Raw genomic sequence first — 17,551 nt, forward strand, 5'->3', positions numbered from 1 at the left:
CGTCAGGCTGCGGTCCGCATGCCGGTATGGCCGTGGACCTTTTTTGTATCAAGGCGTGGCAGCGCGCGCCGAATTCAGGGTGTCCTGGCCGCGGTGCAGGCCAATCTGTCAAAAAGGAAAGGGCTTCAGTGTTTTCCTTCACGGCAGTGTCCGATTTCTTGGGTAGAGTGGACGCTGAAGGCATCACCAATCAACAAGGAGAAATCACATGAGCCAGAAAGTTGCATACGTCACCGGCGGCATGGGCGGCATCGGAACCGCCATTTGCCAGCGCCTGCACAAGGAGGGCTTCAAGGTCATTGCCGGTTGCGGACCGACCCGCGACCATGCCAAGTGGCTGGGTGAGCAAAAGGCCCTGGGCTACACCTTCCATGCGTCAGTGGGCAATGTGGGCGATTGGGATTCCACGGTCGAGGCCTTTGGCAAGACCAAGGCGGAACACGGCAACATCGACGTGCTGGTGAACAACGCGGGCATCACGCGCGACCGCATGTTCCTCAAGATGTCGCGCGAAGACTGGGATGCGGTGATCGAGACCAACCTGAACAGCATGTTCAACGTCACCAAGCAAGTGGTGGCCGACATGGTGGAAAAGGGCTGGGGCCGCATCATCAACATCAGCTCGGTCAATGGCGAGAAGGGCCAGGCAGGCCAGACGAACTATTCGGCCGCCAAGGCGGGCATGCATGGGTTTTCGATGGCCCTTGCGCAGGAACTGGCCACCAAGGGCGTGACGGTCAACACCGTGAGCCCTGGCTACATCGGCACGGACATGGTCAAGGCGATCCGCCCTGACGTGCTCGAAAAGATCGTGGCGACCGTTCCCGTCAAGCGCCTGGGCGAACCCAGCGAAATCGCATCGATCATTGCCTGGCTGGCATCGGAAGAAGGGGGCTATGCCACCGGGGCTGACTTCTCGGTCAATGGCGGCTTGCACATGGGCTGATGGCCCGGGCCCGCTGTTTGCCGCAAAAGAACAAAAACCCCGCAGTGCGGGGTTTTTTGTTGGGGAGGAGCAAGAGGGAAGGACTGCCGGGCGTCTTGCCTCGATGGGGCTATGAAATGCGCCACCCGGTGCAAGCATGGCCCACACCTTGGTATGGTTCGTGCTTCATGGTGGTGGCTGGCATTTGAGGGCCTTCGGGCGGGAAACGCTGGCTGCGGCGCCTTCAGAGGCGGGCGGGAGCGCGCTTGCGGTCGCGTTCGTCTTCTGGCCAGGCGGACAAGATTGCGGTGGTATTCATGCTGAAAACTCCTGTGATGTACCAACAACGCAGCCAATCCACAGTCCGTTGACAGCGTTTCGCAAAAAAATGCAACCGCCAGTGCCCGTCTGTTTACAATGTAAATCGCTATTAAAAATGAAGCACTAAATGCTTTCCAGATATGCGCCAATGCCAAAAAATAGAGTTTTTTGGCTTACATGGATTTACATTTTCAACCCGCTGCCGACGCCGACATTTCTTCCAGGGCCGAAGAAATTTCCAGCCAACGCTCCTCCAGCCTGGCTGTCTCGTCGTTCCCTGCCTTGAGGTTGCGGCCACACTCGGCGATCTCCGCCGGCGCAAGGGCCTGGGTGAGCTTGTGCTCCAACGCGGCCCGCTCGGTGGACAGGGCGGCCAGGCGCTTGTCGATTTGTTCCAGCTCCTTTTTCAGGGGCCGGGTTTTTTCCGCCTGCTGCTGACGCACCTGGGCATCGAGCTTGCGCTGCTCCCGTCCATCGCGCGAAGGGGCGGGGGCGGCGGCCGGTGTGGGGGCCGGGGCGGTCGCGGGGGCGGGATGTGCCACCGCTGGCGAAGGTGCCACGGCGGCTGGGGGTGGTGCCTGGCTCGCCGCTGAGGATGTCTGCGCCTGCTCGGCCAGGCGGGCCTCCTCGCGCAGGCGTTTGGATTCCTCGAGCAGGTAGCGCTGGTAGTCGTCCAGATCGCCGTCAAAAGGCCCCACGACGCCCCGGCCCACCATCCAGAAGTCCTCGCAGACCGAGCGCAGCAGCGCACGGTCGTGGCTGACCAGCATGACCGTGCCATCGAAGTCGTTGAGCGCCATGGCCAGGGCTTCGCGAGTTGCCAGGTCGAGGTGATTGGTGGGCTCGTCCAGCAGCAGCAGATTGGGGCGCTGCCAGACGATCATCGCCAGCACCAGCCGCGCCTTTTCGCCGCCGCTCATGGTGCCCACGGCCTGCTTGACCATGTCGCCCGTGAAGTTGAATGTGCCCAGGTAGCTGCGCAGGTCCTGTTCGCGGCTCGGTTGCTTGATATCGGGCCCCAGCTCCTTGGCCAGGCGGATCATGTGCTCCAGCGGGTTCTCCGCGGGGCGCAGCACGTCCAGTTCCTGCTGGGCGAAGTAGCCGATGTTCAGTCCCTTGCCCTCGGTCACGCTGCCGCCCAGGGGTTTCATGGTGCGGGCGATGGTCTTGACGAGGGTGGATTTGCCCTGGCCGTTGGCGCCCAGGATGCCGATGCGCTGGCCCGCCAGCACCGAGCGGTTCACGCCCCTGAGAATGGTGGTGGCCGCGCCCTCGTCATCCACATAGCCGAACGATGCGTCGCTGATCGCCAGCATCGGATTGGGCAGGTTGGCCGGCTCCTTGAACTCGAACGTGAAGTCCGCTTCGGCCAGCACCGGCCCGATCTTCTCCATGCGTTCGAGCTGCTTGACGCGGCTTTGCGCCTGCTTGGCCTTGCTGGCCTTGGCCTTGAAGCGGTCGATGAACTTCTGCAGGTGGGCCATCTTCTCCTGCTGCTTGGCAAAGCTGGCCTGTTGCAGTTCGAGCTGCTGGGCGCGCAATTCCTCGAACTTGCTGTAGTTGCCGCCGTAGCGGTTCAACTCGCCTTGCTGGATCTGCAGGGTGACGTTGGTGATGGCGTCGAGGAACTCCCGATCGTGGCTGATCACGATCATGGTGCCCGCATAGCGCTTGAGCCAGGCTTCCAGCCAGACCAGCGCGTCCAGGTCCAAGTGGTTGGTGGGCTCGTCCAGCAGCAGCAGGTCGCTGGGGCACATCAGGGCCCGCGCCAGCTGCAGGCGCATGCGCCAGCCGCCCGAAAAGCTGTTGACCGGCTGCTCCAGCTCGCTCACGCGAAAGCCCAGGCCCAGGATCAGCGCCTGGGCGCGCGCCACGGCGTCGTGTGCGCCGGCGTCGTGCAGGTCGGAATACGCATGGGCAATGGCCATGCCGTCGTCGCTGGCCTCGGCCTCCACCAACTGCTGCTGGACCTCGGCCAGTCGCGTATCGCCTTCCAGCACGAACTCGGTCGCGGACTGGTCCGTCTCGGGCATGTTCTGCGCGACTTCGGCCATGCGCCAGCTCGCGGGGATGTAGAAGTCTCCACCGTCTTCATGGAGCTTGCCGCTGAGCAGGGCGAACAGGCTGGACTTGCCCGCGCCGTTGCGGCCCACGAGTCCGACGTTCTCGCCGGGGTTGATGGTGGCGGAAACGCTGTCGAGCACGACTTTGGCGCCGCGTCGCAAGGTAACGTTCTTGAGGGTGATCATCCGGAGTTCACAAAAAGGCGCACCCGCGCTGGGCGGGTGGCATGAAAAAGCAGGGGGCCAGCGCTGCTGCAATCGGTGCAGCCGATGCAAGCGGCAGCGGCGCGCAACCCTCTATTGTGCCGCGAGACGGGATTGGGCGGCCAGGGCCCGCCGGGTCACCAGCAAAACCTGGTCTTCGCCAGCGCTGGTATCGAGCCAGAACACAGGCAACTGGGGGAAGGCTGCTTCAAAGTAGGCGCGCTCGTTGCCGATCTCCAGAATGATCACGGCATCCTCGCTCATGCAGGCGGGCGCGGCAGCAAACAGCTGGCGCACGAAGTCCATGCCATCACTGCCGCCGGCCAGGGCGAGTGCGGGCTCGGCGCGGTACTCGGCGGGCAAGGTGGCCATGCTGGCCGCATTCACGTAGGGCGGGTTGCACAGGATCAGGTCCCAGGGGCCGGGCAGGGCCTGAAGGCCGTCGGAGAGCTGCAGCTGGATGCGGTCCTGCAGGCCGTGCTTGTCCACGTTGATCCGGGCCACGGCCAGGGCGTCGGGCGAGATGTCGGCACCCGTCACCAGCACCTCGGGCCAGGCCATGGCGGCCAGCACGGCCAGGCTGCCGTTGCCCGTGCACAGGTCCAGCACCCGGTGGGTGTGGTCGCTCAGGTACTCGTCCGCGCCGCCGTCGACAAGCAGCTCGGCGATGAAGCTGCGCGGGACGATGGCGCGTTCGTCCACGTAGAACGGCACGCCCTGGAGCCAGGCCTCCTGCGTGAGGTAGGCGGCGGGCTTGCGCGTGCGGACGCGTTCTTCGAAAAGGGTGGCCACCAGGGCGACCTGCTCGGGTGCGACAGACTGGTTCCTCAGGGAATCGGGCGCGTCCGACAGGTCGCTGTCCAGCGGCAGGCCCAGGCGCCACAGCACGAGCCAGGCGGCTTCATCGTGGGCGTTCGTGGTGCCATGGCCAAAGGAAACGCCAGCTGCGGCCAGCTGCCGGCTGCCCGATTCGACGAGCGCGCCGACCGTGGTGCCCGCCACGGCGTGGGGTGCCGCCGTGCTCATGCACGCACCGCCGGGGCGGCCTCGGGGGCTGCTAGCGCCTGCGCATGCAGGTTTTCCAGTGTGCGGCGGTAGATATTCTTGAGCGGCTCGATGTCGGCCACCACCACGTGTTCGTCGATCTTGTGGATGCTGGCGTTGGGCGGGCCCAGTTCGATCACCTGGGGGCAGACCTGCGCGATGAAGCGGCCATCGCTGGTGCCACCCGTGGTGGAGAGCTCGGTCGTGAGGCCGGTCTCCGCCGCGATGGCCTGTTGCACGGCGTCCACCAGTTCACCCGGCGTGGTGAGAAAAGGCTGTCCGCCCAACGTCCAGCGCAGGTCGTACTCCAGCCCGTGGCGGTCGAGCACGGAGTGCACGCGCTGCTTGAGGCCTTCCGCCGTGGATTCGGTGGAGAAGCGGAAATTGAAGTCCACCACCACGTCCCCCGGGATGATGTTGGTGGCGCCCGTACCGCCATGCATGTTGCTGATCTGCCAGCTGGTGGGCGGGAAGAAGGCATTGCCCTGGTCCCATACCGTCGAGGCCAGTTCGGCCAGGGCAGGCAGCGCCTGGTGGATGGGGTTGCGCGCCAGTTGCGGGTAGGCGATGTGGCCCTGGATGCCCCGCACGGTGAGCTTGCCGCTGAGCGTGCCGCGCCGGCCGTTCTTGATCATGTCGCCGGTGCGTTCGACCGACGTGGGCTCGCCGACGATGCAGTAGTCCAGTCGCTCGCCGCGCGCCTTGAGCTGCTCGACCACGACCTTGGTTCCGTCCACTGACGGGCCTTCCTCATCGCTGGTGAGCAGGAAGGCGAGCTGGACCAGGGGCTCTGGCGTGTGCGCCAGGAATTCCTCGACCGCCACGACGAACGCGGCGATGGAAGTCTTCATGTCGCTGGCGCCCCGGCCGTAGAGCTTGCCGCCACGGTGGGTGGGGACGAAGGGATCGCTGCTCCACTGCGCCAGCGGCCCCGTGGGCACGACATCGGTGTGGCCTGCGAATACTATTGTTTTGATAGCTGATGGCGCTTTTCCACCCTGGGCTGCAGCCCGTTTTGCCCACAAATTGCTGACACGGAAATCCGCCGGGCCGCTGTCCAGCCGTTCGCACACGAATCCCAGCGCGGCCAGGCGGGCCGCCAGCACGTCAAGGCAGCCCGCGTCCTCGGGGGTGATGGAGGGCAGGGCGATGAGCTGTTCGGCCAGATGCAGTGTGCGGGACATGGGAAGGGGTGGGTAAGACAGGGGGCGTTTAAATAGTCGATTGTCCCAGACGCCGCGTCATGCACGGACCCGGCCCGGGCGTGTGGCCCCGGGCACGCGCCGCAGCCAGGGCGCCGTCACCCCGGGGGCAGTGCGCCGAAGGCGACTCAGGAGGGATCATGCAGCCGGTTTCACGTCCAAAACGATCTCGGTGAACGAAGGCTGGTCGTCCGGGGTATCCCGCGCTTCTTTCTGGGCCTTGGCCGCATTGGCCGCCAGGGAGAAGTCGTTCTGCAGGCGCCACATGAGGTTGGTGGGGGAATCCGCGTACGCCAGGCCTTCCTTGCGGTCGATCTTGGATTCCATGATCAGGTGCGCCAGCGCTTCCTCAAAGGTCTGCGAACCTTCCGCCATGGATTTCTCCATCGCTTCCTTCACGCCGGAGAAATCGCCTTTCTCCACCAGCTCGGACACCAGCTTGGAATTGAGCATCACTTCCACCGCGGGGACGCGGCCGCCATCCGATTTGCGGACCAGGCGCTGCGACACCACGGCCTTGAGCGCGGAAGCCAGGTCGCCCAGCATGGTGGGGCGCACTTCCACGGGGTAGAACGACAGGATCCGGTTGAGCGCGTGGTAGCTGTTGTTGCCGTGCAGCGTGGCCAGGCAAAGGTGGCCCGATTGCGCATACGCAATGGCGGCGGACATGGTTTCGCGGTCGCGGATTTCCCCGATCAGGATCACGTCGGGCGCTTGGCGCAGCGCGTTCTTCAGGGCCGTCTGCAGCGACTGCGTGTCGCTGCCAATCTCGCGCTGGTTGACGATGGATTTCTTGTTCTTGAACTGGTACTCGACCGGGTCCTCGATGGTGAGGATGTGGCCGGTCAGCGCTTCGTTGCGGGTGTCGATCATGGACGCGAGCGTGGTGCTCTTGCCCGAGCCCGTGGCGCCCACCACCAGGATGAGCCCGCGCTTTTCCATGATCAGCTCGCGCAGCACGGGAGGCAGGCCCAGGGAACTGAATTCCGGGATCTGCTGCGAGATGAAGCGGATCACCACCGCATAGCTGCCCCGCTGGCGCATGGCGCTGACGCGAAAACGCCCCACGCCGCTGAGTGGCACGCCCATGTTGAGCTCGCCGGTTTCTTCCAGCTCTTCGATGCGGTCCGGAGGGACCACTTCGGAGAGCAGGTTGCGCGGAGCATCCGGCGGCAGGATCTGGTTGTTGATCGGCACGCACTCGCCGTTGATCTTGATCAGCGCCGGCGCATTGGCCGACAAATAGACGTCGGAGGCTTTTTTCTCGGCCATCAGGCGAAGAATCCGTTCCATCGTGCTCATGGTGTGTCCCTCTGTTTGTCGTCTTTGTCTGGGGTGGCGCTGATCGTGCCGGTCAGGTGCGGGGCCGGTCAGCCGCGATCAGTCGCGCAGCAGGTCGTTGATGCTGGTCTTGGAGCGCGTCTGCGCGTCCACCTGCTTGACGATGATGGCGGCGTACATGCTGTAGGGCGCGCCGTTGGCGGCCGTCTTGGGCAGGTTGCCGCTGACCACCACCGAGCCAGAGGGCACGCGGCCATAGCTGATCTCGCCCGTGGCGCGGTTGAAGATGGGGGTGCTCTGGCCCAGGTACACGCCCATGCCCAGCACCGAGTTTTCTTCCACCACCACGCCTTCGACGACTTCGGAGCGCGCGCCGATGAAGCAGTTGTCTTCGATGATGGTGGGGCCGGCCTGCAGCGGCTCCAGCACGCCGCCGATGCCCACGCCGCCCGACAGATGCACGTTGGCGCCGATCTGCGCGCACGAGCCCACGGTGGCCCAGGTGTCGACCATGGTGCCTTCGCCCACGTAGGCGCCGATGTTCACGTACGACGGCATCAGGATCGCGCCCTTGGCGATGAAGCTGCCGCGGCGCGCCACGGCGGGGGGCACCACGCGCACGCCCGTGGCTTTCATCTCTTCTTCGGAGAGGTGGGCGAATTTCGTCTGCACCTTGTCGTAGAAGCCCAGGTCGCCGGCCTTGACCACTTCGTTGTCCTTGAGGCGGAACGACAGCAGCACGGCCTTCTTGATCCACTGGTGCACGGTCCACTGGCCCACGCCTTCGCGCGTGGCCACGCGCAGCTTGCCGTTGTTCAACTCGGCGATCACGTGCTCGACAGCGTCCTGGATTTCCTTGGGGGCGGCGGAGGGCGAGAGGCTGGCGCGGTTGTCCCAGGCGTTGTCGATGAGGGTTTGGAGTTGTTGGGTCATGTCGTTGTCGATCAGATCAGGCAGTACGGGATTGGATGAATTGCACGATGCGCAGCGCGGCTTCCACGCATTCTTCGGTTTCGGCCACCAGGGCCATGCGCACGCGCTGGGCGCCGGGGTTGCTGCCCTGGGCCTCGCGGGCCAGGTAGCTGCCGGGGAGCACGGTGACATTGTATTGAGCCAAGAGGGCGCGCGCGAACTCGGCGTCGTCCATGCCCAGGGCTTCGGGCACCTTGGCCCACAGGTAGAAGCCGGCATCCGGCAGGGCGACTTCCATGACGCCGGCGAGCAAGGGCGTGACCTGGGCGAATTTCTTGCGGTAGCGCGCGCGGTTCTCCACCACGTGCTGTTCATCGCCCCAGGCGGCAATGCTGGCCGCCTGCACGATGGGGCTCATGGCGCTGCCATGGTAGGTGCGGTACAGCAGGAACGCCTTGATGAGGGCCGCGTCACCCGCCACGAAGCCGCTGCGCATGCCGGGCACGTTGCTGCGCTTGGAGAGGCTGGTGAAGGAAATGAGGTTCCTGTAGCCGCCGCGGCCCAGCTGGTCTGCGGCTTGCAGGCCGCCCAATGGAGGTTCGTCGCGGAAGTAGATCTCGCTGTAGCACTCGTCCGAGGCAATGACAAAACCAAAGCGGTCGCTCAGTTCAAAGAGCTTCTTCCATTCGCCGAGCGGCATGACCGCGCCGGTGGGGTTGCCGGGGGAGCACACGAAAAGCAGCTGGGTCCGCTGCCACACCGCTTCCGGCACGGCGTCCCAATCCACCGCGAAGTTGCGCGCCGGATCGCTGGCCGCGTAGTAGGGGGTGGCGCCCGCCAGCAGCGCGGCGCCTTCGTAGATCTGATAGAACGGATTGGGGCAGACCACCAGCGGCTGGCCCTGTGAAGGGTCGATGACGGTCTGCGCAAACGAGAAAAGCGCTTCCCGCGAACCGTTCACGGGCAGGACCTGGGTCGCGGGGTCCAGGGTGATCGCATACCGCTGATTCAGCCATCGGGTGAAGGCCTCGCGCAGAGCCGGCTCCCCCGCCGTGGCCGGGTAGCTCGCCAGCCCACTGAGGTTGTTACTAAGTGCATCTTTGATGAACTGCGGTGTAGGATGGCGTGGCTCGCCCATGCCCAGGCTGATGGGACTGTAGGCTGCCGGGGGAGCCACCCCCGCGAATAGCTGCCGCAGCCGCTCGAAAGGGTAGGGCTGGAGATGGGAAAGCAGGGGATTCATGGGGCGCCATTATGGGCGATGGGCCCGGTCCATTGCCGCAGCATGCGCGGGCTGCGGGCCCGGGTGGGCGGCGCCCCGGCAGGCCCCCTGCACCCGGTCTGTCAATCCGCCGTAAGTGCCGGCCCCTAGGATTCGCGCCAGTTGCAAGAACGACAAGAGGAGACATGATGTCAGGATTCCTACCGCTGCGTCCGGGACTTTGGTGGATGCGCAGGTGGCATCTGCCTGGCAAACTGCTCTCGCTGGGTTTCCTGGTGGCGGCCGCGCTCGCCATCGCGGCATGGGGATCGCCCTGGTGGTTGTTCGCGCTGGGTGCCGGAGCGGTGGCCTATGCCCTGCTGGCGCTCTACATCAGCCTCTCGAGCGACCTCGCCGGGCTGGCGCGGACCATCGAGCTGACCCAGGGCGGGGATCTGCGCGCACAGGCCCGCGGCGACCATGGGCACGATGAGGTCGCAGAGATGGCGAAGTCGCTCGACCGCATGGTGATCACGCTCTCCTCCATGGTGGCCGACATCCGCAGCAACGCGGCGCTGGTGGCCCATGCGGGCCAGAGCCTGGCCGAGGGCAACCGGTCCCTGGCCGACCGCACCGAGCAGCAGGCGGCCAATCTGGAACAGACAGCGGCCAGCGTGGAACAGTTGTCGTCCGCCGTGCAGAACAACGCGCAGACGGCCCAGAGTGCCGATGCGCGGGCCGCCCAGGTGCGCAGCGCGGCCGATGCGGGCGCGCAAGCCATGGCACGTGCCGTTCAATCGGTCGAAGCCATCCAGCAAGGGGCGCGGCGCATGACCGAAATCATCGGCGTCATCGACAGCATTGCATTTCAGACCAACATCCTGGCCCTGAACGCCGCCGTCGAGGCCGCACGGGCGGGTGAGCAGGGCCGCGGGTTTGCCGTGGTGGCCGCGGAGGTGCGCACGCTGGCCAAGCGGTCCAGCGATGCGGCGCACGAAATCCGCGAGCTGATCGGCGCCTCGGTCAGCCAGGTCGAGGCCAGCGCAGGCCTGATCCGTTCGGCCGGGGAGGGCATCTCCGACATGGCGGGAGGTATTCGCAGCGTGGCGGCCAGCATGTCCGAGATCTCCGGGTCGAGCACCGAGCAGAGCACGGGCCTGCGCGAGGTCAGTGCCGCGGTGCAGCAGCTGGACCAGATCACCCAGCACAACGCCCAGATGGTGGGCCATGCCGTGCAACAGGCCGAAGCCCTGGAGAGCCGGGCATCCACGTTGTCGCGCGCGGTGTCGGCATTTCGCCTGCAGCAGGGCACCGCCGAGGAGGCCGTGGCGCTGGTGAGCAGGGCAGTGGCATTGCACAAGAGCACTTCGCGCGACCAGTTCCTGCGCAGCATTACCGACAAGAGCCAGCCGTACCACGACCGGGACATGTATGTGTTCGTGCTGGATACCGCCGGCACCTATCTTGCCTTTGGTGGCAACACCGCCAAGGTGGGCACACGCGTACAGGACATCCCGGGCATCGCGGGGGACCGCCTCGTGAGCGATATCGTCGGCCAGGCCGACCATGCCCCGGGCTGGGTGGAGTACAACATCACCAACCCCTCCACCGGCGCGGTGCAGACAAAGATGTCCTATGTCAGCCGCGTGGGAGATCTGTATGTGGGGTGTGGGGTGTACAAGGCGCTGGCGGCGCGCTGAGCACACCTGGCGGGCTTCTGTGCAGAAAGGCAGAAGGAGGGGCGGAGGCCTCCTCACTGCCTTGTGCGTCTAGCGCGGGTTTTGGGCGCGCCGCTGGCGGGCACGTTCCAGCGCGGCGGCAATGGCGGCCTGGCGCAGTGCCTGGGCCTTGTCCTCTTCGCCTCGGATGAGAGAGGTGGACGGATTGTGGTCTGCCGAGGCTATGGTGGGCATGGCAGCCCCGTTGATCTCGGGAAAATCCTTGTCTTCCACCACCGCCTCCAGGGGCAGGCGTTCGCGGTGTGCCTGATAGCGCTGGCGTGCCTGCTGGGCCAGCGGCGCGGACCAGGCGGACCAGCCGGTGGTGGCGCCGCTGATGTTTTCCATGTGGATGCAATCCACCGGACACACAGGCACGCACAGTTCGCAGCCAGTGCAGTAAGGCTCAATGACCGTGTGCATTTTCTTGTGGGTACCCACGATGGCGTCGGTCGGGCAGGCCTTGATGCACAGCGTGCAGCCTATGCACCACGCCTCGTCGATGAAAACCACGGCGCGCGGGGCCTCCGTGCCATGCTCGGCGCTCAGCGGCAAGACCGGCTGCCCGGTGATGGCGGCGAGGCGGGCAATGCCCTCGGCCCCGCCGGGAGGGCACTGGTTGATGGGGACGCCATGCTCCGCAATGGCGTGGGCGTATGCCGCGCAATCCGGGTAGCCGCAGCGCGTGCATTGCGTCTGGGGCAATGCCGCGTCAATCCGCACCGCAAGCGCTGACGGTGCTGCGGGGGGAGGGCTGGGAATGTGCGGCGGTACGCTCAAGCCTTGCGGGCCGCGCTGCGGCGGGTGCGGGATGGCGTTGCGGCGCTGACGGTCGCCTTGGCCGCCGCGACCGGGTCTGCCTCGGCGGGCGCCGCCGCTCCCGTGGGCTTGGTGCGGTTGCCAGCGGGGGCCACCCAGCGGGTGGCCACGGGCGCTACGGCTTTCACAGCCGTCCTGGCGGCGGCCTTGGGGGCAGCGACCTTTTTTGGCGCCAGGCTGGGGGGGTTGTCGTCCGGGGTTTCCGTCACGGGTACCGCGGCCTTTTTCTGGGGCTGTTCATGCTGCAGGATGAAGGCGCGCACCTGCGGGTACACCACTTCGCGCCAGCGCCGGCCGCTGAAGATGCCGTAATGGCCTGCACCCTTGGCTTCCAGGTGGCGCTGCTCCTTGCGCACGATGCCGCTGCACAGGTCATGCGCGGCCTCGGTCTGCCCCGAACCTGAAATATCGTCGAGTTCGCCCTCGACGGTGAACAGCGCGGTGGTCTTGATGTCCTGCGGGCGCACGCGCTCGATCTTGCCTTCGGGGGAGCGTACGTCCCAGGTGCCGTTCACCAGCTTGTAGTCCTGGAACACGGTCTGGATGGTTTCCAGGTAGTAGTCCGCGTCCATGTCGAGCACGGCGTTGTATTCGTCGTAGAACTTGCGGTGGGCCTCGACGCTGGCGTCGTCGCCCTTGATCAGGTCCTTGAAGTAATCGTAGTGGCTGCTGGCGTGGCGGTCAGGGTTCATGGCCACGAAGCCGGTGTACTGCAAGAAGCCGGGGTACACACGCCGCCCCGCGCCGGGGAAGTTCTCTGGCACGCGGTAGATCACGTTGTTCTCGAACCATTCGAAGCTGCGGTTCGTTGCCAGGTTGTTGACGGCCGTGGGCGACTTGCGGGCGTCGATCGGCCCCCCCATCATGGTCATGCTCAGCGGCGTGGTTTCACCCCGGCTGGCCATCAGCGACACGGCAGCCAGCACCGGCACCGTGGGCTGGCAGACGCTGATCACATGGCAATTGCCATAGACGCCCTGCAGGTGGCGGATGAATTCCTGCACGTAGTTCACATAGTCGTCGAGGTGGAATTCGCCATCGGCCAGGGGCACCAGGCGGGCATTCTTCCAGTCGGTGATGTAGACCTTGTGGTCCTTGAGCATGGTGCGCACGGTGTCGCGCAGCAAGGTGGCGTAGTGGCCCGACAAGGGAGCCACGATCAGCACCACGGGCTGGGCCTTGAGCTTGGTCAGGGTCGCGGGGTCGTCCGAGAACCGCTTGAAGCGGCGCAGCTCGCAGAACGGCTTGTCCATCTCGATGCGTTCATGCACCGCCACGCCCACGCCATCCACGTCCACGGAGTGGATCTCGAACGCCGGCTTTTCGTAGTCCTTGCCCAGGCGGTACAGCAGTTCGTAGCCTGCGGACATGCGCTGCGCCAACGGGCTTTCGCTGAACGGCGACATGGGGTTGCTGAACAGCTTGGCAGCGGCCTGTGCGAAATCGGTAAATGGCTCCATCAGCGAGCGCTGGGTTTCGTAGATGTGATACAGCATGGGCGAAACTCCGTTTTGTTGCAGTGCAATATAGCAGCACTTGGTAACAAGCGCATGGAGGAAAACCACCAATGACCAGTCACCTATGCGACAGGCCGGGGGTGTCCAGGGCACGTCCCGCTCCTGCCGGATGCCCCAAGCCCGCCTTGCTACAAACCCAATAGCAAAGAAGGTAATGAGAGAGGCCGTGGAATGCCTTTCGCAGACTATTGCGGCCTGGGCTCCGCGTGCTCCTGCAGCCACGCTTCAAAGGATTCGCGCGCCGAGTTGCGCAATGCCGGGCGGAACGCCGCCTTGTTACTCAGGTACAGGCAGTGCCGGATCACGGTGTAGGGGTTGAAGCTCGCCTGGGGGTTCTGCTCTTCAAAATGCTGCTTGTAGCGCTTGACCACGCCCACGGTCTCGCGCATCAGCGCGTTGAAGCGTGCCCGTGTCATGCCGGGAGACCAGACCTGGATGTCATCCACGAAACCGTCCACCTTGGACGGCTCGAACTCGAAGTCCTTGAAGAAGTGCGTCGCGATCTTGAGGAAGGTGAACGCGTTGAGCTCGCTGCTGGGCGCCGGCGCCTTGCTGGGAGCCTGCGGGTTGCTGTCGTCGGGTGCGGCATCGGCGAGGGGTTCCTCCGTCTCGTCGGGCGCCTGGAGCAGTTCCGCGGCCGTGGCATCGCGGATCTGGCGGAACTCGCGGTCGGCCAGCTCGAACAAGGCAGACAGCACATTGATGCGCCGCTTGAGCTGGCCGGGAATGGACTTCTTGTACTTGATCCGGTGGTCCAGCACGCTCCAGGAGTCCTGGATGATGGTGCGCACTTGCAGCTCGAAGGGCAGGTGGGCGTAGGCCGCGTGCTCGGGCAAGCCGCGTTCGGCGGTGCTCAGCTTGAGGTCCAGGTGCAGGCCCTTGTAGCCAAACGATGCCTCGGTGCTTTCCACCGCCGTCACCTTGTCCGTGACATCGATCACCGCGAAGTGCGAACGCACGATCTGGGCGATCTTCTCCAGTTCATCCTCATAGAGGCACACCACGCGCACGCCGACCAGGTCCGTGATGTAGCCCTGGATTTCGTAGGCCGTGTTGCTTTCTTCCAGTGACGGACGATATTTGCGCACGAACTTGCGGATGCATTCATCCACCTCCTTCACCCGGCCTTCCACCTTGGCGATGTCCACGCCTCCCGCACGCGTGACCACGGCCGCGACCATGCCCGTGAGGGCTGCGCAAGCCGCCTCCAGCGCGGCGGACTGCTGCGCGTAGAACGCGCGGAAATGGGATTCCTCCAGGTCGAAATCAAGGGATGGCATGCCGTGTCTCTGCGTTCTGGGTGGGTTCGGATCGGTGGGCTGGCGTGGCGCCTGTCCATGCAAGCATATCCGCCACGGCGCCGGAGCCTGATGCAGGATGTACGGAAAGCCCGTGGGGACGCCCCTGCCTCTTTGCCGCGGGGGGCCGGGGCCGATAATGGTGCCGATCTGTCCCCACCTGTCCAAGGGAACCCGCACGCCTTGTCCCATCCGCCGTCCCCCACGCCCTTCCCGGCAAGGCCAGGAAAGCCATGACCCGGCCGCCGCATCCCCCAGGGGGCCCGCCTGCGGCGGCTGATGGCGTGCGCGAGGCTTCGCGCCTGGACGGCGCCGCCAGCCAGCGGTGGCTGGCCGTGGTGCTGCCACCCCTGGTCGCGGCACTCATGCTCGGTTTGACCTTTTTGTACTGGCAGAGCGAGGAGCGCGGCGCGCGGGCCAAGCGCGAGCAGAATTTCCAGGTGGCGGCTGACCACATCGCCTACAACCTGGCGGACCGCCTCGCGACGTACGAGGTGGTGCTGCGCGGGGTCAAGGGGTACTTCGAAGGGTCGGAGCGCATTGACCGTGAAGAGTTTCAGGCCTATGTGGGCGCGCTGCAGCTGCAGGAGACCCGGCCCGGCCTGCAGGGCATCGCGCTCATCCTGCAGTTGCCCGCCTCGGCCCTTGAAGCGCACACCCACGACATGCGCACGCGCGGTTTTCCGGGCTACAGCGTGCGGCCCGCAGGAGCGCGGCCCCTCTACGCGCCCATCACCCATGTCGAGCCGCTGGAAGGTGGCAACCTCGACACCCTGGGTTTCGACACCTTGACGGTTCCCGCCGCCAGGGATGCGCTCGACAGGGCCCGCCTCACGGGCGAATTGGCGCTGTCCGGCCCGCTGGCGCTTCGCCCGGACAGCGAGCCAAGCCTGGCGATGTACCTGCCTTTGCACGATACCGTGGCCGACATGCGGTCTGGCGATGGCCGGCGTGCGGGACTGGTGGGCTGGGTCAGCGCCACTTTTCGCATCGCCGATGTGGTCCGCGGCATGGCCAGGGAGTTCGATTCGGACATCGGGTTTCAGATCCTCGACGGCATGGTGCCGGGCCCCACGGCATCCGGCACGCGCCTGTTCACCAACACCGAGCCCGCGGCGCAGGCCCCCGCCGCGGAAGCCCCAGGGCTTCAGGCCACCCGGGAGCTGAAGTTTGGCGGGCGGCGCTGGACCTTGCAGATGTCGCCACTGCCCGCGTTCGAGCTGCGTCACGAGGACAACAGCCACCTGCCCGTGGCCGTGATGGGCACGGCATTGAGCCTGCTGCTGGCGTGGTTCACGTGGCTGCTGGCCACGGGGCGCGAGAGGGCGGTGGCGCTGGCGCTGGACATGACGGCCGCGCTGCGGGCCACGCGCGACGACCTGGAAAGCACCCTCAACGCGATTCCCGACCTGCTCTTTGAACTGGGGCTGGACGGCCGCATCCACCACTACCGGTCGGCGCGCTCCGAGCTGCTGGCGCTGCCGCCCGAGATGTTCCTTGGCCGGCTCGTGACGGACGTGGTGCCCCCCGAGGCGGCCGCTGGCTGCCATGCCGCGCTGCAGGAGGCGCACCGCACCGGCTATTCCACCGGCCAGCAGTACCGGCTGGAACTCGATGGCACCACGCACTGGTTCGAGCTGTCCATTGCGCGCAAGGAAAGCGCGGCGCCGGGCGCCGGGCCACGGTTCATCGCCTTGTCGCGCGACATCACCGAACGCAAGCTGGCCGAGGCGCGCACCCATCAGCTCGCCTACTTCGACGGACTCACCGGCCTGCCCAACCGGCGCATGCTGCTCGACCGCATGGAACAGGCGCTGCGCAGTGCCCGCAAAGCGGCCCAGGTCGGCGCGGTGCTCTACATCGACCTGGACAACTTCAAGCAGATCAACGACGCGCGCGGCCACACGCTGGGCGATGCCTTGCTGATGCAGGTGGCCGACCGCCTCGTGCAGCGGCTGCGCCCCGGGGATACGGTAGCGCGCCTGGGCGGGGACGAGTTCGTGGTGCTCGTGCACAACCTGGCCTCCGACATGGAATCCGCCGGCCGGGCCGCCCTGCAGATGGCCGAGGAGATGCGGCTGGCGCTGGAGGCTCCCTACACCATCGACACCCATCTTTACAGCAGCACCGGCAGCATCGGCATCACGCTGTTTCCCCAGCGGGACGAGGGCGTGGAGGACCTGCTGCGCGAGGCCGACACGGCCATGTACCGCGCCAAGGACCTGGGCCGCAACCGCGTCCGCTTTTACGAGGCTGCGATGCAGTCCGACGTGCAGGAGCGCCTGGCCCTGGAGCAGGACCTCAAGCAGGCCCACGCGGAAGGGCAGCTGGCCGCTTTCGTGCAAAACCAGGTGGATGCGGCCGGGACGGTGGTCGGCGGCGAGTTGCTGATGCGCTGGGACCACCCCGAGCGCGGCGCCGTGCCGCCCAGCCGCTTCATCCCCATCGCCGAAAGTTCGGGGCTCATCCTGCGCATGGGGGACTGGATGATCCAGCAGGCCTGCGAAACCCTGGCACGCCTGCAGGCGGCGGGGCACAGCCTGTCGCTGTCGGTCAACGTGAGCCAGCGGCAGTTCCGCCAGGACGATTTCGTGGAGCGCATCCGCCATGTGCTGGCCCGCACCGGCGCCCTGCCGGCGAACCTCATCCTGGAGGTCACGGAAAGCCTTCTCATCGAGAACCTGGACGACACCATTGCCCGCATGACCGAGATCGTGCGGCTGGGCGTGCGCTTTTCCATCGACGACTTTGGCACGGGCTACTCCAGCCTGGCCTACCTCAAGCGGCTGCCGCTGTACGAACTCAAGATCGACAGGAGCTTCGTGCAGGACACGCCCGACGACCCGGACGACACCGCCATCGTGCAGTCCATCATTTCCGTGGCCCGCCACCTGCGCCTGCGTGTGGTGGCGGAGGGCGTGGAAACCCGCGCCCAGGCGGACTTCCTGGCCGACAGCCAGTGCGACTGCCTGCAGGGCTATCTGTTCGGGAGGCCAGAGCCTCTGGAAACCTGGCTGGCCAGACAGGCGCCGCGGGCGTGAACCGC

General features: G+C 65.9%; 12 protein-coding genes. 3 read left to right on the plus strand and 9 right to left on the minus strand.

Annotated elements, in window-relative coordinates:
- The first annotated feature begins 208 nt into the window (after window positions 1–208).
- Window positions 209–946 (plus strand): acetoacetyl-CoA reductase, encoded by a 738-nt coding sequence (gene phbB, locus KW843_RS09895; RefSeq protein WP_218294959.1) that lies wholly within the window; start codon window positions 209–211, stop codon window positions 944–946.
- Window positions 947–1,437: 491 nt separating this feature from the next.
- Here phbB and KW843_RS09900 read toward each other — a convergent pair whose 3' ends face one another.
- The 6 genes from KW843_RS09900 to dapC form a co-directional block, all read right to left on the minus strand.
- On the minus strand, window positions 1,438–3,495 hold the full coding sequence (locus KW843_RS09900) for an ABC-F family ATP-binding cassette domain-containing protein (RefSeq protein WP_218294960.1): 2,058 nt from the start codon (window positions 3,493–3,495) through the stop codon (window positions 1,438–1,440).
- 111 nt (window positions 3,496–3,606) lie between these two features.
- Complete coding sequence (prmB, locus tag KW843_RS09905; RefSeq protein WP_218294961.1) at window positions 3,607–4,539, minus strand: 50S ribosomal protein L3 N(5)-glutamine methyltransferase; 933 nt, start codon at window positions 4,537–4,539, stop codon at window positions 3,607–3,609.
- The gene (dapE, locus tag KW843_RS09910; RefSeq protein WP_218294962.1) at window positions 4,536–5,741 is read right to left on the minus strand and encodes a succinyl-diaminopimelate desuccinylase; all 1,206 of its coding nucleotides are present in this window, start codon (window positions 5,739–5,741) and stop codon (window positions 4,536–4,538) included. Before dapE ends, prmB begins: the two co-directional genes overlap by 4 nt.
- A 156-nt stretch (window positions 5,742–5,897) precedes the next feature.
- Complete coding sequence (locus tag KW843_RS09915) at window positions 5,898–7,061, minus strand: PilT/PilU family type 4a pilus ATPase (protein WP_218294963.1); 1,164 nt, start codon at window positions 7,059–7,061, stop codon at window positions 5,898–5,900.
- Between the two features lie 78 nt (window positions 7,062–7,139).
- Entirely contained in the window at window positions 7,140–7,973 is an 834-nt protein-coding gene (gene dapD / locus KW843_RS09920) for a 2,3,4,5-tetrahydropyridine-2,6-dicarboxylate N-succinyltransferase (RefSeq protein WP_218294964.1), read from the minus strand.
- A gap of 16 nt (window positions 7,974–7,989) precedes the next feature.
- Window positions 7,990–9,195 carry a succinyldiaminopimelate transaminase gene (gene dapC, locus KW843_RS09925; RefSeq protein WP_218294965.1) on the minus strand — a complete coding sequence of 402 codons (1,206 nt, stop codon included), beginning with the start codon at window positions 9,193–9,195 and terminating at the stop codon, window positions 7,990–7,992.
- 167 nt (window positions 9,196–9,362) lie between these two features.
- Between dapC and KW843_RS09930 the strand changes: the two genes are divergently transcribed.
- Window positions 9,363–10,853 (plus strand): methyl-accepting chemotaxis protein, encoded by a 1,491-nt coding sequence (locus KW843_RS09930; RefSeq protein WP_218294966.1) that lies wholly within the window; start codon window positions 9,363–9,365, stop codon window positions 10,851–10,853.
- Window positions 10,854–10,922: 69 nt separating this feature from the next.
- Here the strand turns inward: KW843_RS09930 and KW843_RS09935 are convergent, their stop codons facing one another.
- The 3 genes from KW843_RS09935 to KW843_RS09945 form a co-directional block, all read right to left on the minus strand.
- The gene (locus KW843_RS09935) at window positions 10,923–11,576 is read right to left on the minus strand and encodes an RnfABCDGE type electron transport complex subunit B (RefSeq protein WP_370628475.1); all 654 of its coding nucleotides are present in this window, start codon (window positions 11,574–11,576) and stop codon (window positions 10,923–10,925) included.
- A 71-nt stretch (window positions 11,577–11,647) separates the two neighbouring features.
- Complete coding sequence (locus tag KW843_RS09940; RefSeq protein WP_218294967.1) at window positions 11,648–13,186, minus strand: polyhydroxyalkanoate depolymerase; 1,539 nt, start codon at window positions 13,184–13,186, stop codon at window positions 11,648–11,650.
- A gap of 206 nt (window positions 13,187–13,392) precedes the next feature.
- On the minus strand, window positions 13,393–14,487 hold the full coding sequence (locus tag KW843_RS09945; protein ID WP_218294968.1) for a GTP pyrophosphokinase family protein: 1,095 nt from the start codon (window positions 14,485–14,487) through the stop codon (window positions 13,393–13,395).
- Window positions 14,488–14,738: 251 nt separating this feature from the next.
- On the opposite strand from KW843_RS09945, the gene KW843_RS26920 reads away from it, so the two are divergent.
- Window positions 14,739–17,546, plus strand: a complete 2,808-nt coding sequence (locus KW843_RS26920) for an EAL domain-containing protein (RefSeq protein WP_218294969.1) — start codon at window positions 14,739–14,741, stop codon at window positions 17,544–17,546.
- The last annotated feature ends 5 nt before the right edge of the window (window positions 17,547–17,551 follow it).

It is taken from the genome of Acidovorax sp. sif1233 (assembly GCF_019218755.1).
Taxonomy (GTDB): Bacteria; Pseudomonadota; Gammaproteobacteria; order Burkholderiales; family Burkholderiaceae_C; genus Acidovorax.

Bases quoted from the DNA above. Each gene is read 5' to 3' on its own strand.
- phbB (WP_218294959.1), top strand. From the start codon at position 209: ATGAGCCAGAAAGTTGCATACGTCACCGGCGGCATGGGCGGCATCGGA.
- KW843_RS09900 (WP_218294960.1), bottom strand. From the start codon at position 3,495: ATGATCACCCTCAAGAACGTTACCTTGCGACGCGGCGCCAAAGTCGTG.
- prmB (WP_218294961.1), bottom strand. From the start codon at position 4,539: ATGAGCACGGCGGCACCCCACGCCGTGGCGGGCACCACGGTCGGCGCG.
- dapE (WP_218294962.1), bottom strand. From the start codon at position 5,741: ATGTCCCGCACACTGCATCTGGCCGAACAGCTCATCGCCCTGCCCTCC.
- KW843_RS09915 (WP_218294963.1), bottom strand. From the start codon at position 7,061: ATGAGCACGATGGAACGGATTCTTCGCCTGATGGCCGAGAAAAAAGCC.
- dapD (WP_218294964.1), bottom strand. From the start codon at position 7,973: ATGACCCAACAACTCCAAACCCTCATCGACAACGCCTGGGACAACCGC.
- dapC (WP_218294965.1), bottom strand. From the start codon at position 9,195: ATGAATCCCCTGCTTTCCCATCTCCAGCCCTACCCTTTCGAGCGGCTG.
- KW843_RS09930 (WP_218294966.1), top strand. From the start codon at position 9,363: ATGTCAGGATTCCTACCGCTGCGTCCGGGACTTTGGTGGATGCGCAGG.
- KW843_RS09940 (WP_218294967.1), bottom strand. From the start codon at position 13,186: ATGCTGTATCACATCTACGAAACCCAGCGCTCGCTGATGGAGCCATTT.
- KW843_RS09945 (WP_218294968.1), bottom strand. From the start codon at position 14,487: ATGCCATCCCTTGATTTCGACCTGGAGGAATCCCATTTCCGCGCGTTC.
- KW843_RS26920 (WP_218294969.1), top strand. From the start codon at position 14,739: ATGACCCGGCCGCCGCATCCCCCAGGGGGCCCGCCTGCGGCGGCTGAT.